The following is a 19,243-nucleotide window of genomic DNA, read 5'->3' as shown; positions in this document are numbered from 1 at the left end:
ACGCAGAGTTCTGGGCACCGTGACGTCAAAATAGCCTAGGCGCAGGATGCGGCAGATATTTAGCTTTCGCTCCCCGAGCCTTAAGGGGAGCTGCGGTGTTAAGGATGCTGTCGAAGATAGGGGGGTGTAAGCTCCGCCTCCCTATCGTTGAAATCAGGCAAACTATAACGGGTACGCGAATTAAATGAAGAAATCAATAGCAATTTCTGATGATGTGGTTTTTTTTATACACATACCGAAGTGCGCAGGTACTTCGCTAGGATCTTTTTTTAATAAAATGCTAAGGCCTGGCGGCCATTTTTTCTGGCACGGTCACGACGGTGATATAAATAAGCTGGCTGACGAAGACGCATTTTTCTCCAGCGACAGTAATGAGGGGATCAAATTTATCGGCGGGCACTTCACAGTGGGTGCAGTCAATAAAATAATCTCAGATGCTCAGGTGCCTAATCCAACAATATGTTCGGTCATACGAGATCCTCTTGAGCAGGTTGAATCATATTTTCACTGGATTACTTCAGAGTCTGCTATAAAGGGAGTCGAACATCCGCTCTATGAACACTGCAAAGCGATGACGCCAGAGGCGTTCTTCTGTGATGAAAAAACCCTCGCTGAGGTTAGCAACATACAGTCAAAATACCTGCTGGGTGTGGACTGCGGTGCACGTCATAGTCACGACATCGAAAGTTTATCGCTAAGCCTGATTTCTCAGAGGAGTTTTTATATAGCTGACGTGTCAGAATCCGACTTACTTATTTCCAGGATGGCCGAGCTTCTGCTTACAAATGATTCTAACAGTCAGCAGGTCATTCTCGCCCCGAGAGAGAATGTATCAGGAGCCAGAACATGCAAATTCAATGAGGCAACCATAGATACTATTAAAGAGTTGTGTTGGGCTGATATTATTCTGTATGAGACATTAAATATATCCTACAAGAACGCCGCTAATAGTATTTTTTTCTGAAATACCTCCACCTGAGCATGTTCTATCCACTTACCGCTAATACGCGGTAGGTTGAAGATATCATCGTATTTTGCGCCAAACGCTTCGTCGACTACCCCTAGGGTTTTCAGCTCCTTAACGGCGCGCCACTGAGCCACCCGCGTGGCGACGCCGAGTACCATCAAAAAGCGGCTTGATCAGGGCCCGCCCTCGCCGCAGAGGGCGACTACCAGTGCGGTAAAGCGCACCGGGTCATCATCAACTGCGGGTGGGTGGCTCACCCAACGCGCGCAGCAAGGTTTCTACACAGGCTTGCAGGCTGTTCTCGCCCGGAAACAGATGCACGTCGGGACTGATAGGTTCCTCGTAGCTGCTGTCAATGCCGGTAAAGTCTTTTAGTTCGCCTCGGCGCGCCTTGGCGTACAGCCCTTTGACGTCGCGCCGTTCGCATTCTTGCAGCGGCGTATCGACGAAGACCTCGATGAAACTGTCCTCCGAGAATAGTGCACGCACTCTATCTCTATCAGCGCGGAACGGTGAAATGAAGGCGGTCACTACAATCATTCCAGCGTCCACCATCAATTTGGCCACTTCACCTACGCGGCGGATATTCTCCGCACGACCTTCGGCAGTCATGCCTAGATCCTTGTTTAGCCCTTGGCGCACATTGTCGCCGTCAAGCAGATAAGTATGCCGTCCAGCTTTGTGCAGAGACAGTTCCAGCGAATTGGCGATTGTCGACTTGCCCGAGCCGGACAGCCCGGTCAGCCAGATACACCGCGGGCGCTGGTTGAGGCTGGCTGCGCGCATGGTTTGGTCAACCTGGGTATGGTGCCAGATCACCTCCGCTTTACTATTGTGCTCGCGGCGTTCGTAGACGATGCCGTCCCTCCAGGGCCCAACTTCCGGAAGCGAGACTGAACTCGGCGCAGCACATAAAATAAAGAACGGATTTACAAGAGTGTCGGTGCGCTGAATGCAACTTAGAGGCTCCAATGTGGGCCAAGCCAGTACCTGACCGCCTGCTGCACTGACCACCGCATGTGCCGCCGCCGTATCCCACTCGCTGGTCGGTCCGATACGTGGATATACGTCGGGAGCACCCTCTGCAACCAGGCATAGTTTTAGCGAGGTGCTTATGCTGCTTAATTCAGAATGACGCATGCCAGCCATGAACGCATCGAACTCCACCGAGACATATGAACGACCGTCGATGACCCGATAGACAGGCTCGTCCGCAGGCGGTACAGCTACATGAATGGGTTGCACGTCGCCATCGGCTGCGGCCTTGAAGGCACCGAGACCACGTGATCCCCAATAACTAACGCACAGCGCTGGCGCGTGTACCACGCCTAGTACGGGCTCGCCATGCTCAATCAGAGCAATGTTGACGGTGAAGGCGTCGTTTTTCGTGCTGAGTTCTTTCGTACCATCTAGCGGTGTAATCAGCCAGTAGCGCGACCACCGGCGTCGGAGTTCACTGTCCATCCGGGCCGACGACTCTGAGAGCACAGGGATTTCCGGGGTCAGCGTCTTCAGCTCCGTGAGGATATGCCTGTGAGCAAGCTGATCGCCCTCAGTCAGCGAACTATTGTTATGTTCGCTTTGGACGACGCATCCATGCGGATAGACGCACATTATGATTCGGCCGGCGCCCTCGGCGATTCGGCGGATAAGTTGGATGTCGATCATGGTACTCGCTGTAATTCCCTTAAGAAGCGGTTAACAAGAAGTCAGGTTGCACTCCTTTCCACATCCGCCCTGAATGCCATCAAGCGTATCTAGCAGTCCCAGACGGCTGTGTTTGCGGAAACGTAGCCACTCGCACTTGATTTCGGTCAGAGGATTCAATGGACTGCACTGTATAGCAGTTTTAAAATGCCTATGCATAAATCGCCCGTTCTAACGGTCGCTTAGCATCAGGCAGATTGATTTGAGCATTGTCATCACGCCCGTTAACGATCATCCTCAAGCCTACAAACCCCCACCGCTCAAAAACTCTTCGCGGCTAATCAATGCTGGGCACACCTCTTCAAGGAGGGGGGCTGAAGCGACATCGAGGTCGGGTCCGTCAGCAAAATGCTTGCCTGCAGCTCTTCAATACTGGGCGTTAAACATTCACGAAATATGTCAAAACGTCGCAGTGGACTCGTTTTAGAGGCAGATGTGGCGTGACTGTCAGGAGTGCAGAAACAATCAAGCCCGGTAAAGACCGGGCTTGATGTCAACGCTGGGTTATCAGATCCGGAAGTGGCTGACCATCGTTTGCAACTGCCCGCCAAGGCGTGCCAGTTCGACGCTGGAGGCAGCGGTTTCCTCGCTGGCCGAGGCGGTTTGCTCGGACACATCGCGGACGTTAACGATGCTGCGGCTGATTTCCTCAGCTACGGCACTCTGCTCCTCGGCTGCGGCAGCGATCTGCTGGTTCATTGCCTGAATGTTGGAGACCGTCTGGGTAATACTGCCCAGCGATGTACCCGCCTGACGGCTGAGCTGTACGCTGCTGACGGTCAGTTCGCGGCTGCTGAGCATGATGCTGGACACCTGACGCGTGCCGCTTTGCAGGGCTGCAACCAGTGTTTCAATCTCGACTGTGGACTGCTGCGTGCGTTGTGCCAGGCCGCGGACTTCGTCGGCAACCACGGCAAAACCACGTCCGGCTTCTCCGGCGCGGGCCGCTTCGATGGCTGCGTTGAGGGCCAGCAGGTTGGTTTGTTCGGCCACAGCCTTGATGACGTCCATGACCTTGCCGATCTTGTCGCTTTCCTGCTCCAGCTGGTTCATGGCATCGGCCGAGCGACCCACTTCGTTGGCCAGACGCTCGATCTGCACAATCGCTTCGCCCACGACTTTGTCACCGTCACGCGCTTCGCGGTCGGCGTTGGACGCTGCCTGCGAGGCCTGTTCGGCGTTACGAGCCACTTCTGCAACCGTTGCCGACATCTCATGCATGGCGGTGGCCACCTGGTCGGTTTCGACTTTCTGGCTGTTGACGCCGGCGCTGGTCTGCTCGGTAACCGCTGACAGCTCTTCGGCGGCACTGGCAATCTGCACAACGCTGTCGCGGATACCGCCAATCAGCTCGCGCAAGGTGCTGCCCATGCGTTGAATGCCTTGCTGCAGAACGCCCAACTCGTCACGACGAGTGACTGCCAGGGTCTGGGTCAGGTCACCTGATGCAATACGGTCGACCACTGCCAGAGTTTCCTGCAATGGACGGGTAATCTGCCGGGTGATGATCACCGCTGCAATCATGCCCAGAATAATTGCCAGCAGCGTACAGGTGATCTGCGTGGTGCGAGCCTGTGCGCTTTCCTGATCGCGGCGATCCAGTTGCAGTTGGTACATGGCTTCGCTGATCTTGACGATATCCTGGCCCTGTACGGTCATCTCCTTACGAGCCTGAGCGATGTCGGCAGTTGCGGCCTTGAAGCTCTGCAGGGCTTTGCGGTACGCGGCCAACGAGGTTTCCAGCTGCTTGAGCTGATCAGCCTGGGTGCCGCTGAACGTCGTTTTCAGCGTGTCCAGATCCTTGATGGCAGAATCCAGCCTTGCAACGGCGGTCTGTTCAGTTTCTGCCGTAGGGTTGGTGGTGTAGCCACGCACCTCATAACGCGCGAGCCTGAGGTTTTCCTTTGCATCGGTGACGATCTGGTATTGCTCGAACCGATTGGCATCGGCAGGGTCCATTTTTTTCACTTCAGCCTGAAGCAGCTCAAACACATCAATGCTTTTGCCGGCATTCGTGCTCAGCTCATCACGCGCCACAATGCTGGCCTTGTACCCGCCGCGCATGTTGTTCAGCGATTTCTGGTAGTCAGCGATCACCACTCCCAGTTGCTCGAGCATTTTCACGTTTTCGGGACTTTTGAACGAGGTCAGCAGCTTTTGCTGATAGTTCTTGAAGCCGTCCAGCGAGACCTGAACGGTCTCTGCGACTTTCTCGTCGCCGTCAGCGACCATGTATTGCAGACGGGTCACACGCAGTTTGGTCAACTGGGAGTTGAGCGAAGTAATGTCACTCATCCAGTTGCTGCGATTGATCAGTCCGCTCATGCTGGTCCAGCCAGTCAGCGCAAGAATCGCAGTAAAAACAAGTACTAGACCGAAACCGAGGGCCAGCTTCATATTGACGCTGATGTTTGCAAACCAGCTACTCATTGAATTCTCCAACAACAGCCATTTAAAAGCAGTAGAGCCCCTGAAAGGCATGGCATACAGGTCAGGGGGGAAGGGGGTGGTATACAGACACTATCGGCAGGTGGTGGCCAAGCTGAAATAAAAAAAAGAAAAAGTTTCAAAACGCTTGAAATACTTTTTCAGGCCCTATCGTTCACGGCAATGCACCGCTATAAAGAATCGCTGAAAAGACTGAAATAGAGCGCCGCCTCTCATAGGGTGCGGCAAAATATTGTCTATGCTCGCGACAGTGGAAACCTTACCCGCTTCAGGTTCATTGCTTTTGCAGTGCGTGACATTTTTACGTCACAAGTTGTTCTGGCATCTGAGCCTTCTTCCCGTCACGTTGAGATGCCTTGTCATGAATTTGAAGTTTCGTCATAAAATTCTTCTGGCTGCGGCCGGTGTTGTGGTGTTGGCCTTTGCCTTGTTCACCCTTTACAACGACTACCTGCAACGCACCACCATCAATCAGAACCTTGAGTCCTCGGTGGGCCAGGCGGGTCAGTTGACGGCCAGCAGCGTGCAGAACTGGCTGAGCGGACGCATTCTGGTGCTGGAAAACCTCACCCAGAACGTAGCCTTCCAAGGGGTCAATTCCGACCTGAGCGGACTGGTGTCGCAGTCTTCGCTGGTGTCGACCTTTCAGTTCACCTACGTCGGTGACAGCAAAGGTGTGTTCACCCAGCGGCCCAATGTCGATATGCCGGCTGGCTACGATCCACGTCAGCGGCCCTGGTACAAGTCCACCGTCGACGCCGGCAAAACCATTCTCAGCCCGCCTTATCTGGCTTCCGTGGGCGGCCTGGTGGTGACTATCGCCAGCCCGGTCAAGACTGCAGGCCAGATAACTGGCGTGGCTGGCGGTGACCTGAGCCTGGACACGCTGGTCAAGATCATCAACTCGGTGGAGTTCGGCGGGCTCGGTTACGCCTTTCTGGTCAGTGGGGACGGGCAGATCATTGTCAGCCCGGACAAGGAACAGGTGATGAAAAACCTCAAGGACGTCTACCCGGGCCAGCCCCTCAGTCTGGATGCGCGCCTGCGTGAGGTCACGCTCAATGGTCAGCAGAGGTTGCTGTCGTTTACCCCGATCACCGGGCTGCCTTCGGCCGACTGGTACATTGGTCTGTCGATCGACAAGGACAAGGCTTATGCACCGTTGAGCCAGTTCCGCAGCTCGGCGATGGTCGCCGTACTGATTGCGGTGGCCGTGATTGCCTTGCTGTTGAGCCTGCTGATCCGTGCGCTGATGCGGCCGCTGACCGACATGGGTCGTGCGATGCAGGACATCGCCCAAGGCGAGGGTGATCTGACCCGTCGTCTAAGCATTCAGGGCAAGGACGAGTTTGCCGAGCTGGGTGGCTCGTTCAATCAGTTCGTGGAGCGCGTGCACGCGTCCATCGCTGAGGTCTCCTCCGCAACACTGCAGGTGCATGACCTGTCGCAGCGAGTGGTCAATTCCTCCAACTCTTCAATCGTCGGCTTTGACGAGCAGAGCGCCCGTACCAACAGCGTTGCCGCTGCGATCAACGAACTGGGCGCGGCCACTCAGGAGATTGCCCGCAACGCCTCGGACGCTTCGATTCAGGCCAGTGAGGCCCGCACCCAGGCTGAAGACGGTCAGGTGGTGGTCGAAAAAACCATCCACGCCATGAGTACGTTGTCCGCCAAAATCAGCGACTCGTGCACGCAGATCGAGCAGCTTAACGCCAGTACCGACAACATCGGCCACATTCTGGACGTGATCAAAGGCATCTCGCAGCAAACCAACCTGCTGGCGCTCAACGCTGCCATCGAAGCGGCCCGTGCAGGTGAAGCCGGACGTGGTTTTGCCGTGGTTGCCGACGAGGTGCGCAACCTTGCTCATCGCACGCAGACATCGGCTGATGAAATTCACAAGATGATCGGCGGGCTGCAAACCGGGTCTCAGCATGCCGTGCTCAACATGAATGAAAGCCAGGTGTCGAGTCAGGAAAGTGTCGAAGTTGCCAATCAGGCGGGCAGTCGTCTGCGCGATGTAACGCGCCGCATTGGTGATATCGATGGCATGAACCAGTCGGTTGCCGCTGCCACGGAAGAGCAGACCGCGGTTGTGGAAACACTCAATATCGATATCAACCAGATCAACACACTTAATCAGCAAGGTGTGGCCAACCTTAATGAAACCCTCAAGGATTGTGCCGCGCTTTCGCAACAAGCCGGTCGTTTGAAGCAACTGGTCGACAGTTTCAAGATCTGACCGTACATCCAGTAACAGAGGTCGGACCCTTTATACGGGGTCCGACTATAAAAGCCTGCTCGATGGCAGGCTTTTTTTCACAGATCTTTTTTAACCTCTTTATCGACATGCTTGTCAGCCTTGTGACGTTCCTTGTCATCGTGCTTTGCACCTTTGTCGACCTCGTCAGCATCATGCTTGACGCCCTTGTCCACTTCTTTGGCGTCATGATCAACACCCTTATCCAGCTCACGGTTATCGTGTCGGACGCCCTTTTCCAACTCACTCTCTGCAAAGGCCGCGGGCGCCACAGCGCCAGCGAGGAAGAGAGCGGCAGTCATTGAGAGTACGAGTTTGCGCATGCTTTGCTCCTTGTGAAAAATGCTGGCCCTTCATGAACCATCAATTTCCAGCATAGACCAGACAGACGACGTTGAGGGCTGTGATTCAGCTTCGCAAGCCAAGAAGTTTAAGCACCGTCAGTCCGCATAAACATTCGGACTGTAGCTTCATTGCATCCTCGGCAATGCTATTGGTTTCAATCGACGAAATAGCCCTCCTTCAAAGTTTGATTTATTTTGGAAACGGCTCATCTGCCAATGGCGCAGCTTTCAAGGTGGCCCCATACTGATGGGCCTTACACTTACACGTGCTCTCACATTTTCCCTTGAGGCTAAAATGACTCTACCTCGTCCGATTGTCTCGACGGGCAATGCCGGATTTGACTCGATCCTTAAGGGTGGTCTGCCGAACAACAGGCTTTATTTACTCGAGGGTACGCCTGGAGCAGGCAAGACAACGCTGGGTCTCCAGTTCTTGCTCGATGGGGTGAAGGCCGGTGAGTCCGTGTTGTACATCACGCTTTCAGAAACCAGCGAAGAGCTTGAAAGCGTCGCTCACTCACATGGCTGGTCATTGGACGGCATTGATTTGTTCGAGTTTTCCTCAACAGAGGAAGTACTGGGCGATGAGTACGAGCAGTCTATTCTGCATCCGTGGGAGGCGGAGCTGGGCGATACCATCAAGCTTATTCAGCAGCGAGTCGATAAACTTCAGCCCAGGCGGCTAGTATTCGACAGCCTCTCCGAGATGCGGCTTCTGGCTCAGGATCCTCTGCGTTATCGTCGCCAAGTGTTGGCGCTCAAGCAATATTTTGCAGGTCGGGATATCACGGTCCTGCTTGTGGACGATCTCACGGCTTCCACGGGGGAACGCGATAACCATCTGCATAGCTTATGCCACGGTGTGATCACGCTTGAGAGGCTGACACTGGATTTCGGTGCCGCCCGCAGGCGACTTCAGGTGCAAAAGTTACGAGGCGTTGACTTTGTCGCAGGCTTTCACGACTTCACTATTCGCAGGGGCGGATTGGAGGTGTATCCGAGGTTGATTGCGGCCACTCACCATGTCCCATTCAAAGCGGAGCCTGTGCCTAGCGGTGTCAAGGAGCTGGACGACTTGTTGGTCGGTGGCCCGCTCAGGGGAACCAGTACCTTGGTCACAGGGCCTGCTGGCTCTGGAAAGACCACCGTTACCCTTGCCTATCTGGCGGCAGCCTGCGCACGAGGTGAAAAATGCACCATCTACGAATTCGATGAGCGCATTGCTACTTTGATCTCCCGGGCAGACAGCATGGGCATGGAGTTAAGTCGCCACGTATCGAGCGGTCAGTTGATCATCCAGCAAATCGATCCTGCCGAGATTTCTCCCGGGGAATTTGCGTGGCGGGTTCGCACAGAGGTCGAAGAGCGCAGTAGTACCATGATCGTTGTCGATAGCCTTAACGGCTATATGGCGGCGATGCCACAGGAACAGCAATTGATCTTGCAGATGCACGAGTTGCTTTCATACCTGAGCCAACTGGGCGTCGTTACGTTCTTGATCAATCCTCAGCATGGTCTGGTAGGGTCGATGTCAACCAACCTGAATATTTCCTATGTCGCGGACTCTGTCATCCTCATTCGCTTCTTCGAGGCGCAAGGGCGTTTGCGCAAGGCCATCTCTGTTCTGAAACATCGCACCGGAGCCCATGAGGACGCGATTCGCGAACTCCGGATTGATTCCAGGGGTATTCGCGTCGGTGCGCCATTAGTCGATTTCCGCGGCGTGTTGACGGGTACTCCAGAGTACTTCGGTGCCAACCTTCCGCTGATGGAAGAGCGCAAGCGTGGCGACTGAGCAATTCTCTGAACGCAAAACCCTGATGATTGTGGCTCCCTTCAAGGGAGATGCAATCAGCCTCGGTAAACTGCTTGGCGATATTTACCCCGTTCAAGCTCACCACGACCTGGCCTCGCTTTCAATCGCTCTGGGTGAAAGCACTGGTCTGGTGATACTCACGGAGGAGAGCCTTTCGGGGGATGTGCTGAGTTTCGGAAACGCTTTGGACCGGCAACCGGGCTGGTCGGAGATCCCCGTCATCTTGCTCGCGTCGAATAAAGGTCGTTCTGGGCGAGACACCGAGATGGCCAGGCGCAGGCTGCCAAAATCGGCAGGACATGTGATCGTCCTGGAGCGCCCTCTCAGCTCGTCCTCGTTATTGAGCGCGATCGCCGCGGCCTGGCGAGCCCGTGAGCGTCAGTTCGAGATGCGGCAAAGTCTCACTCAATTGGCTGAAGAAAGAACCCGGTTGCAGATCCTGCTCGAAAATATTCCGGTTGGAGTCTGCTTCATGGACACACAAGGGACCTCCCTGGTGAGCAATCCTTTGTATCGCCAATATGTGCCGGAGAATGTGATTCCTTCCAGACAGACAGATGGCGCTGCAAGGTGGGTAGGGCTCGATGCGCAAGGTCAGCGCCTGGAGCCCGACATGTTCCCTGGTGCCAGAGCTCTGAGAGGCGATGCGGCAACCGGCGTGGACTTTTATCATCGCCGGGATGCAGGTCGGGAATCATGGATGCGTGTCAGTGCTGTACCTCTGTATGACGAAAAACACCACATAATTGGTGCGGCCTCCGTCATCGTTGATATCAACGATGAAAAACAGGCTGAGCTGAATTTGCGCAGGTTCAATGAAGAGCTAGAGATTCAAGTCAAAGCCAGAACGCAAGAGCTGAACGCTGCTGTTGAGCAGCTCAAGGCCGAGAGTGAAGAGCGAGCCCGCGCCGAAGAGCAGTTACGACAGTCCTTGAAGATGGAAGCCGTAGGTCAATTGACCGGCGGAATCGCCCACGACTTCAATAACATGTTGACCGGGGTAATTGGCTCGCTCGACCTGATCAAGCTCCGAATGGCCAGTGGGAGACTGGAAGGCGTTGAGCGATTCATGGACGCCGCACTCATTTCAGCCCAAAGGGCCGCGTCACTCACGGATAGATTGCTCGCATTCTCCCGACGCCAGTCCCTGGATGAAAAAGCAGTATCGGTCAATAACCTCATCACTGCTCTTGCCGACCTGCTCCAGAAAACCGTTACTGAAAAAATTATTATCAAGTTCGATTTGAGCCCCGAAGATCCCTGGGTTTTTGCAGACGCCAACCAATTGGAGAACGCCGTACTCAACTTGGTGATCAACGCAAGAGACGCCATGCCGCATGGCGGTGGTTTAACCATTGCTACATGCGTGGAGCAGGAAGCCCAGGACGAGCCTTTGCGGCATGTATGTGTGCAGGTGCGCGACACAGGGCATGGCATCCCCAAGGATATGCTGGACAAGGTAACCGAGCCCTTCTTCACGACCAAACCTATTGGTCAAGGCACAGGCTTGGGACTGTCGATGGTTTACGGGTTTGCCAATCAAAGCAATGGACGTCTTTCAATCGAAAGCACAACCGGAGTCGGGACGACTGTTTCAATCTGCTTGCCCAAATATAAGCAGGTTGAATCGGACCCACCGTTTACGTCCTCGGAATTCAGCACGGGTCAGGGTCAGGTTATTCTTCTGGTCGAAGATGACGACTCTGTGCGCTTGATCAACCAAGAGGTTCTCGAAGAGCTTGGATATCGGGTTCACGTCGCACGTGACGGTGAAGAGGCCTTGAGGGTTTTTAACGACCTGGAAAAGATCGACTTTCTGCTCACGGATGTCGGATTGCCAGGAATGAATGGTCGTCAACTGGCCGAAATTCTCCAACAACTCAGTCCGCGTCTGCCGGTTTTATTTCTCACGGGGTATGCGGAAGGTGCGTTGACCAGGGCTGATTTTCTCGGCCCCTATATGCAGCTTCTGACGAAGCCCTTCACACTGGAGTCGCTTGCCATCAGGGTGGCGAGCATGCTGGAAGGCGATGTGAGTGCGGTTCTGGAGTAGGCGTTCCGGTATACGTCCAGTCGGTGAATATGCCTCGTGTCGTTAGCCTGTTACCCACTTCCTGGGTCAATTTTTATTGAAGCATTGGAGAGGGCATACACGGGAGCGATGGTCGGGGGTAGACCCGGATGGAAGCCAGAAACAAGAAAGCCCGCACGAGGCGGGCTTCTTGTTGAATGACAGGCTTCAGCTGAAATCTGTCATTCTGTACTTGGTGGCTACACAGGGACTTGAACCCCGGACCCCAGCATTATGAATGCTATGCTCTAACCAACTGAGCTATGTAGCCAAGTGGCGCGCATTATTCTCGGAGAACGCATGTGTGTCAAGCGTTGTTGTGAAAAATAATTGCGTGCGATCAACCGGTTAGCTGGCTGACCTCGCAAAAGGCAGGTTTTTCGGGCTTTTACCGGAGCAGGGTGTCCAGCAACTCCAGATCATCGAATTCTTCTACCCGCTCCAGCATCTCTGCCATGTCGCGCTGATCCCTGAGCCAGGCTTTAAGGCTTTTCGGGTCAGTCAGTGCGTCCAGTTCATCCTGCGCGTCGTCGAGGTGTTCACGTATGGCCTTGAGCTGCTTCGCACATTTTGCATTGACCGTCTTGGGTCTGATGTCCTCATAGGGGTCCATCAGGAATTGTTCCCGGATCAGCATTTTGCGGTCGTGGATCTCGTCTTCCAGCTCTCTGAGTTGTTCGCTCAGGATACGGTTGAAGTGCTTCAGGCGTTTGTCAGTGATGTTATCGATATGCGTCTGGTCGATCTGCTCGATCTCCATTTGCATTTGCAGCAGCGCCAGCAGGTTGTCATTTTCGTACGCTTCGTTGACCCGTTGCATGAGCGCCGTTTTCCGCTCGCGCTCATCGGCATCCTGCTCGCGGTCCGGGTGCAAGGCGCTGGCCAGTCTGCGGTAGATTTCGCGCAATGACTGGCTGCCTTCCGCCTCTTCCTGTTCACGGCGAATTTCGCTGGCAGTGGGCTTCTTCGGCTGTTGGGTGCTTTGCGCCTGTTCGGCCTGCTCGCGCAGTTTCTCTTCAATGTGCTGGGTCACATCATCTATGGAGTTCAGGTCGACATCGTCTCCCAGTTCCACGCCCAGCTCTTCTTCCAGCGAGGACTTGAACAGCTGGTTTTGCAGGCGCTCATCCTCGTCGTAATCGCTGCCGGTGTATTTGAGGTAGAGCTGCTTCAGTTCTTCATCGTGTTCGCCGCCCATGAGCGACATCGTCATGACACAGATGATTTCCAGCAACGTGGCTCTGTCTTTCTTGCTCAGACGGAACTGATCGAAGGCCCCGTCGAGCAGGCGCAGCTTGGTAATTTCGTTTTCGGCCTGCTCGCTGATCATCGGGACCACTTCTTCGACCCAGAGCTTTTCGCAGGTTGTTGAAATAACGAGCCATTGCTGCAGAAGTTTGCGCCTGGTTTCGAGCTTTTCCATCAACGTGTTGAATTTCTTCTGACCGGCGCTCAATTGAGGCCTGGACGGTTGCGCGACGATACGCGGTGAGGCGGGCGGTGTGGTCATGGCAAGACCTCCTTGACGAGGGGAGCGCTAAGACGGGGTCAATCGGTTTGCCGAAGTTTACGTTTCCAGTGCCCTGTTCGGGATGAATATTGTGCTGCCCTGAAAGAACGTTCCCAGCCTTGTGTACGGTCCGGTTCTTGCTTCAGTGTCGGCGGTACGTCAATTGCTGCGCCATAGGGTACGAAAACCCATCATCGGCCGTGCTTTTCGTACCAATGTGAGGCGACACGTATCGCCATTGAAACAAGAACATGGCATTTTGCTGTTAGCGTTTTTTAAAAAAAGCATCGCCTCTGTTTGCTCAGATCCGGCAGGTGTTCACGGGGAGTCGCAGGACATGAACAGTCTTTTGTCACCAGGCATGCGCCTGATGGGACATTTTGGTTTCGCTCGCAAGTTTCAGGTCTTGTTCCTGCTGTTCATGTTGCCGTTGGCGGGCAGCGCATGGGTCATCACCAAGGAGTACAGCAACAAGCTTGATGTCATTTCCGGCGAGCAATCGGGCGTGCGTCAGTTGCTGGCACTTGATGATCTGAATATTGAACTGGCTGCCCAGCGCGACCATGCCGCTCGCTGGAAGGCTGCCGACATTCTGCGCGAGCCGACCCCGGCCGCGAAAGCTGCGATGGCCAACGTCGATGCAGGCATCCCGCGTATCAGCAAAGCCCTGGAAGGCGTTGATGCCGCATTGAAGCGCGAAAACGCGCCTGCCGACACGATGACCCGTTTCAAGGCGCTTCAGGCGGCAGTCACCGGTCTGGACACTGCGTCATTGCGTACAGTGGGCTGGTGGCCCGATGGTTATGAGCGCTTCACGACGGTGTTGAACCTGGTTCAGGCGCTGCGCGAGCAAATCGCAATGGACAGCGGGTTGATTCTCGACCCCTGGCTTGAAACCTACATGCTCATGCAGCTTTCCACCCAGCAAGTACCGGACCTGATCGAGCGTATCGGCCGCCTGTCGAGTGTGGGGCAAACGTCGGTGGCGTCGGGTCAGTTCAGCCTGCAGAGCCGCTTGCAGATGCGCGATCTGCGCGGTCGTATCGATGATTCCAAGGATCAGATGCAGAAGGCTGCCAGCCTGCTGTTATCCAAGCTCCCCGAACAGTTGCAGCCTTGGGCCGACAAGTACGCTGCGGTCAAACAAGTGCTGGAAACCGAACTGAAGGTCATTGATGACGGGGTTTTCGGCGGTAGTATCAAACTCAAGCCGGAAGAGTTTGAAAAGAGCATCGACACCTTGACCGGCAGCACGGCAGGTCTGCGCAGGCAGTCGCTTGATGCGCTCAACGGCCGTCTCGATTACTACCATGAAACCTCCAATATGGAGTTCATCCCGATGGCGGTGATCTTCTGTGTTCTGGTGATCATGGCCATCTATCTGTTCGCCTGCCTGCAATCCTCGATTCGCAACAGCGCCAGCGGCATTACCACGCTGGCTGAATCGCTGCGTGACGGCAATCTGTGTGTCGAAGTGGCCGTGCAGGGGCGTGACGAGCTTGCCGCTATCAGCAGGGCGCTCAATGTCGCGGTTGTGCAGCTGCGTAACAGTCTGCTGGGCGTCAATCAAGAAACCGTGCGTGTCGGCGATGCAGTGCTGACGCTGAATGCTCAGTCCAGCGGGACGCTGACCGAGGTCGAAGACCAGCAACAGCAGATCAGCCAGATCGCTGCGGCAGCAACCGAGCTGGCCGCTACTTCTCAAGGTGTGGCCAGAAGCTGTGAGCAGGCATCTGAAAGCGCAAGGCATACCCGGCGTATTGCCGAGCAAAGCAGCCAGGACAGCCAGCGCACCACCGATAGCATCCAGCAGCTCAATGAGCGTCTGACCGAAACCGCCGCCGCCCTGGGCCGGGTCAGCGAGCAGGGCCAACAGATTCAATCGGTGGTGGACGCTATTCGCGGTATCGCCGAGCAGACCAACCTGCTGGCGCTCAACGCGGCGATCGAAGCGGCGCGGGCAGGTGAGCAAGGGCGCGGGTTCGCGGTGGTTGCCGATGAAGTGCGCAGTCTGTCGCAACGCACGCAGGCCTCGACCGCTCAGATCGCCGGGACGGTCGACAGCTTGCGCTCCACCGTGACTCAGGCGGTGAACCTGATGGAAGCTGCCTGCGGACAAGCCGTCAACGATGCGCAGTCGGTAACCGGCCTGGGTGTTCGTCTGGGCGAAATCGCCACGGCAGTGCAGGGCGTTACCGATACGCTGGCGCAAATATCGACGGCCGTGGAAGAACAGGCATCGACCGCCGACGAGGTCAGCAGCAACATCCAGCAGGTCGATCAGGCAGCCGGGCGTTTGCTTGAAGGTGCGCGAGCGGTCAATCAGGCAGCGGATACCCTGAGCCAGGGCAGTCGGGCTTTGAATGACAATACGGCGCGATTCCGGCTGGGGTGATGCTTCACGCTATCTCAATGAAAAGCCCCGCTGGTGGGGCTTTTCATTGAATGGCGCGCGAGGCATTCACTTCAGCAGGTCTTGATAAACCTGTACGGTCGATGCGCACATTCGCTCGGCAGTGAACAGTTGCTGGAACCGTGCAAAAGCGTTTTCCCCGAAACCTGAAGCTTCGTCCGGGGCTTCCCACAAGCGACGCATCGCTTCGCGCAAGGCCAGCGGATTTTCTGGTGGTACTGCCAGCCCGGTTTCTTCGTCAATGTTCACGTAGGTAGTACCCGTGCCAATCTCGCAGGAGATCATCGGCTTGCCGTACATCGATGCTTCAAGCAGCGAGATACCGAACGCTTCCGAGCGCAGATGGGAAGGGAAGACCAGCGCGTAACACATCTGTAGCAGGCACGCCTTGTCTTCATCATCCAGTCGGCCGAGAAACAGCACGTTGCGTAACTGCAACTTCTCGGCCTGCGCCTTGAGCTCTGCCTCCTGAGGCCCGCCACCCAGAATAACCACCGGGTAATCAACGCCCTCCAGAGCACTGAGCAGCGTATGGAGGCCTTTGTAATAACGCAGCATACCGACGAACAGGAAGAACCTGGCGGGCACACGCTGCTGCCATTCTGCTCGTTTCTGAGTCGGGACCAGCGGATACGCCGACTGATCCAGTCCGTAAGGAACCACCACAGTCTTGTCAGCGAAAGGCTTCAGGGTTTCGCTGGTCCGCAGGTAATTGGGCGAGGCCACCAAAATGCGGTCCATGCGCTTGAGAAACTGGTTCATCAACGGGCCGTACAGCTTCAGCAATGTGCGCTGTTTGATGATGTCCGAGTGATAACTGAGCACTGTCGGTCGGCCATGGCTGGTGGCGAAATGCACCAGATCCATCAATGGCCACGGAAAATGGAAGTGAACCAGATCAGCCTCTGCGGCCATTTCCCTGAATTGGCTGAAGACCCTGGCGGAAAAGCCGGTAGACGCCAGATTGAAGTTCTCCTTTACCCGCGTGACCTGATGGTCGCCGACCTGCAGGCGAGCGGGGGAGGGTGACGGACTTAGCGTCAGCACCTGACTTTCCACATCGAAAGCCCGGCAGCCTTGTGCGAGCTGGAAAATGACCTGTTCTATCCCGCCGGTAGTGTCCGGGTAGTAGGTTTTGAAGAAGTGAAGAACCTTGATCATCGTCTGCCTGATTCAGCCATGCGTGCTGAGTCTTTCACCACGGGCTTTAAGGGTGTTTAAAAAGGAAAGGCCTGTCTACCAGGTAGACAGGCCTTATTTTGTAACGGCCCACCAATCAAGCGGAGGGCAACATCCAGCTCAGGGTTTCCCGAAGCGGCGGGGTCTGCCAGTCGTGGACCAACGCGCGCAGGCGAGCGTTGTTCCCACACAGGGTTTTGACCTCATTGGCCCGGACGAACGCAGGGTTTACCTGAACGTCGATATCCTGGCCAGTGATCTCCCTGCACATGTCGATCACCTCACGCAGCGAGTGCGTTACACCGGAACTGACGTTGATCGTCTGCCCCAGCGGGCGGGCTTCCAGCAGGCCGCGATAGGCACTGACAACCGCACGCACATCGCTGAAGTCACGCCACACATCAAGGTTGCCCAGCTCGATAGTGCTGGCCTTGCGTGTGAAGTGCGAAACGATCTTGGGCAACAGAAAGTTTTCTGCCTGCCCGACGCCGGTGTAATTGAACGGCCTGGCAATGACGATGGGCAATTTGGCGTGCCAAAGGCTGGCCATATACTCCATCGCCAGTTTGCTCACGGCGTAGTCATTGGCCGGTGCAGGCTGAGTTGTTTCATCCAGCATGCCGGATGAAGCATTGCCATAGACATTGGCACTGCTCGCCAGCAACACGCAGTCAGGCACCTTGCCGCAGGCATCAATCGCTTCAAGCAGGTTGCGGGTGCCTATCAGGTTGACCTGATAGAACGCGTCCGCTGCGCCATGCCCGACGAACGCCAGCGCCGCAAGATGCACGACGATATCCGGCTGAGTGTCTGCCAGCAGCGTGCGAAGACCGGCCACGTCTGCCAGATCCACTTGATAGTAGCCAGGGCTGTCGGAAGGCTGACTGCCGACACCCAGGACTTCACAGCCCTGGGCGGCAAGCTCGGCCGCCATGAAGCGGCCCGTGAAGCCGTTGATTCCGGTGATCAGGGCGCGCTTGCCGGCAATACTCATCAGAACGAAAAGCCTTTTTCATTACGACGCAGATCCGCTTCAACCATCATGCGGCACAGCTCTTCCAGGTTGGTCTTGGGCTCCCAGCCCAGAACGTCCTTGGCTTTCGCAGGGTTACCGATCAGCAGTTCCACCTCGGTAGGGCGGTAGAACTTCGGATTGACCGAAACCAGCACTTTGCCAGTTGCTGCACAGATGCCTTTTTCCGACTCGGCTTCGCCTTCCCACTTGATGGTCACGCCAGTGGCCTTGAACGCCATGCTGACGAAGTCACGCACGGTTTCGGTGCGGTTGGTTGCCAGTACAAAAGTATCCGGCTCGTCAGCCTGCAGCATGCGCCACATGCCTTCGACGTATTCCTTGGCAAAACCCCAGTCGCGCTTGGCGTCCATGTTGCCCAGTTCGAACGACTCGATCAGGCCCAGTTTGATCTTGGCAACCGAATCGGTGATCTTGCGGGTCACGAACTCACGGCCGCGCAGTGGCGACTCGTGGTTGAACAGAATGCCGCTGGTGGCGAAGATGTCGTACGACTCGCGGTAGTTGATGGTCATCCAGTGTGCGTAGAGCTTGGCCACGCCGTACGGGCTGCGTGGGTAGAAAGGTGTGCTCTCTACTTGCGGAATAGCCTGAACCTTGCCGAACATCTCGGAGGTCGAGGCCTGGTAGAAGCGGATCTTCGTGTTGACGATACGGATGGCTTCCAGCAGGTTGACCGCGCCAATGCCGGTGATTTCGGCAGTGGTCAACGGCTGTTCGAACGACACACCCACGAAGCTTTGTGCCGCGAGGTTGTAGACCTCGGTAGCGCCCGTGGTTTGCAGCAAGCGAATGCTGGCAGACAGGTCAGTCAGGTCATACTCGACGAGATGCAGATTAGGGTTGTTCTGAATCCCGAGCTCTTCGATACGCCAGAAATTGACAGAGCTGGTACGGCGGTAGGTGCCGTAAACGGTATAGCCTTTTTCGAGCAGCAGCTCAGCCAGGTAAGCGCCGTCTTGACCAGTAATGCCGGTAATGATTGCTTTCATGCTATGTCTTTTAACTCCATCGAGGAACGGGGCCCCAGGTTATTCTCGAGGCTTGTACTGTATGTCTGGTGTGCAATGATACAGGTTAGAAAGCCTATATACGACTGTTTCACCCATAGATCCTTAGCTTTCAAGAGCGAGTTATCCGCGATCCCGAGTGTCTGGCGGTGCAATCGCTATGGCCATGAGGCATCATTGGGAGTCTTCAATCTCCGTGATTTTTCAAGCCAGCGCAGGCTTGCCCGAAAATAGCTGATTTTTCGATGCTTTCCACCGTTATACCCGGCTGGGCTTCATGAACAATTCAACTATAAAGCGGGGATTTGTAGACTAGACGGTGACTATTCCAGCGAAGGCGATATAGTGCGCCCCCAGAAACCTTTTCTGCTTTTTACGTATCGCGGCTTCTTAAGCCTCTCACAGGGCGAGCCTCGATTGAGGCCTTGAGTAACGTTGCGCGAAACGGAAACACTCAGGGTAAGCACGACTTCACCCTTTTCAGG

At 55.4% G+C, this 19,243-nt stretch carries 12 protein-coding genes, 1 tRNA gene and 3 pseudogenes; 7 read left to right on the top strand and 9 right to left on the bottom strand.

Annotation, left to right across the window (positions count from 1 at the left end; genetic code table 11):
* Positions 1-184 precede the first annotated feature (184 nt).
* A complete protein-coding gene (locus tag RYC18_RS12750; RefSeq protein WP_316886193.1) occupies positions 185-964 on the top strand; it encodes a hypothetical protein in 780 nt (259 codons plus the stop codon).
* 237 nt (positions 965-1,201) lie between these two features.
* On the opposite strand, the gene cysC is transcribed toward RYC18_RS12750, so the two are convergent.
* The gene (cysC, locus tag RYC18_RS12745; RefSeq protein ID WP_316886192.1) at positions 1,202-2,635 is read right to left on the bottom strand and encodes an adenylyl-sulfate kinase; all 1,434 of its coding nucleotides are present in this window, start codon (positions 2,633-2,635) and stop codon (positions 1,202-1,204) included.
* A gap of 241 nt (positions 2,636-2,876) precedes the next feature.
* On the opposite strand from cysC, the pseudogene RYC18_RS12740 reads away from it, so the two are divergent.
* Positions 2,877-3,061 (top strand): annotated as a pseudogene (locus RYC18_RS12740) (hypothetical protein); the annotation flags it as partial.
* Positions 3,062-3,181: 120 nt separating this feature from the next.
* Here the strand turns inward: RYC18_RS12740 and RYC18_RS26500 are convergent.
* Positions 3,182-3,886, bottom strand: coding sequence for a methyl-accepting chemotaxis protein (locus RYC18_RS26500; RefSeq protein WP_369812070.1), 705 nt, complete (start codon positions 3,884-3,886; stop codon positions 3,182-3,184).
* A gap of 198 nt (positions 3,887-4,084) precedes the next feature.
* Positions 4,085-4,969: pseudogene (locus RYC18_RS26495) on the bottom strand (methyl-accepting chemotaxis protein); the annotation flags it as partial.
* Positions 4,970-5,360: 391 nt separating this feature from the next.
* Here RYC18_RS26495 and RYC18_RS26490 point away from each other — a divergent pair.
* Together RYC18_RS26490 and RYC18_RS26485 are read left to right on the top strand one after the other, a co-directional pair.
* Positions 5,361-6,458 (top strand): annotated as a pseudogene (locus tag RYC18_RS26490) (cache domain-containing protein); the annotation flags it as partial.
* Positions 6,459-6,503: 45 nt separating this feature from the next.
* Positions 6,504-7,364 carry a methyl-accepting chemotaxis protein gene (locus RYC18_RS26485; protein WP_369812069.1) on the top strand — a complete coding sequence of 287 codons (861 nt, stop codon included), beginning with the start codon at positions 6,504-6,506 and terminating at the stop codon, positions 7,362-7,364.
* Positions 7,365-7,441: 77 nt separating this feature from the next.
* Here RYC18_RS26485 and RYC18_RS12725 read toward each other — a convergent pair whose 3' ends face one another.
* Positions 7,442-7,705: a hypothetical protein gene (locus RYC18_RS12725; protein ID WP_005747060.1), complete on the bottom strand. Its 264-nt coding sequence runs from the start codon at positions 7,703-7,705 to the stop codon at positions 7,442-7,444.
* 268 nt (positions 7,706-7,973) lie between these two features.
* Here RYC18_RS12725 and RYC18_RS12720 point away from each other — a divergent pair, with 268 nt between their 5' ends.
* Complete coding sequence (locus RYC18_RS12720; protein ID WP_410478364.1) at positions 7,974-9,521, top strand: ATPase domain-containing protein; 1,548 nt, start codon at positions 7,974-7,976, stop codon at positions 9,519-9,521.
* Positions 9,511-11,595 (top strand): ATP-binding protein, encoded by a 2,085-nt coding sequence (locus tag RYC18_RS12715; RefSeq protein WP_005747063.1) that lies wholly within the window; start codon positions 9,511-9,513, stop codon positions 11,593-11,595. Before RYC18_RS12720 ends, RYC18_RS12715 begins: the two co-directional genes overlap by 11 nt.
* A 212-nt stretch (positions 11,596-11,807) precedes the next feature.
* Here the strand turns inward: RYC18_RS12715 and RYC18_RS12710 are convergent.
* Together RYC18_RS12710 and RYC18_RS12705 are read right to left on the bottom strand one after the other, a co-directional pair.
* Positions 11,808-11,884, bottom strand: a tRNA-Met gene (locus RYC18_RS12710).
* A gap of 117 nt (positions 11,885-12,001) precedes the next feature.
* Positions 12,002-13,123, bottom strand: coding sequence for a J domain-containing protein (locus RYC18_RS12705; protein ID WP_316886190.1), 1,122 nt, complete (start codon positions 13,121-13,123; stop codon positions 12,002-12,004).
* Between the two features lie 337 nt (positions 13,124-13,460).
* On the opposite strand from RYC18_RS12705, the gene RYC18_RS12700 reads away from it, so the two are divergent.
* Positions 13,461-15,518, top strand: a complete 2,058-nt coding sequence (locus tag RYC18_RS12700) for a methyl-accepting chemotaxis protein (RefSeq protein ID WP_316886189.1) — start codon at positions 13,461-13,463, stop codon at positions 15,516-15,518.
* A gap of 66 nt (positions 15,519-15,584) precedes the next feature.
* Here RYC18_RS12700 and RYC18_RS12695 read toward each other — a convergent pair whose 3' ends face one another.
* From RYC18_RS12695 to gmd, 3 genes are all read right to left on the bottom strand, one after another.
* Complete coding sequence (locus RYC18_RS12695) at positions 15,585-16,697, bottom strand: glycosyltransferase family 4 protein (protein ID WP_316886188.1); 1,113 nt, start codon at positions 16,695-16,697, stop codon at positions 15,585-15,587.
* A gap of 115 nt (positions 16,698-16,812) precedes the next feature.
* The gene (locus tag RYC18_RS12690) at positions 16,813-17,709 is read right to left on the bottom strand and encodes a GDP-mannose 4,6-dehydratase (protein WP_316886187.1); all 897 of its coding nucleotides are present in this window, start codon (positions 17,707-17,709) and stop codon (positions 16,813-16,815) included.
* Positions 17,709-18,740: a GDP-mannose 4,6-dehydratase gene (gene gmd / locus RYC18_RS12685; protein WP_316886186.1), complete on the bottom strand. Its 1,032-nt coding sequence runs from the start codon at positions 18,738-18,740 to the stop codon at positions 17,709-17,711. Before gmd ends, RYC18_RS12690 begins: the two co-directional genes overlap by 1 nt.
* Positions 18,741-19,243 lie beyond the last annotated feature (503 nt).

Source organism: Pseudomonas syringae group sp. 247E2 (assembly GCF_032587795.1).
GTDB lineage: Bacteria > Pseudomonadota > Gammaproteobacteria > Pseudomonadales > Pseudomonadaceae > Aquipseudomonas > Aquipseudomonas amygdali.
Note: the sequence above shows the minus strand (reverse complement) of the source record. Positions and strands in the feature narration are given on the sequence as shown.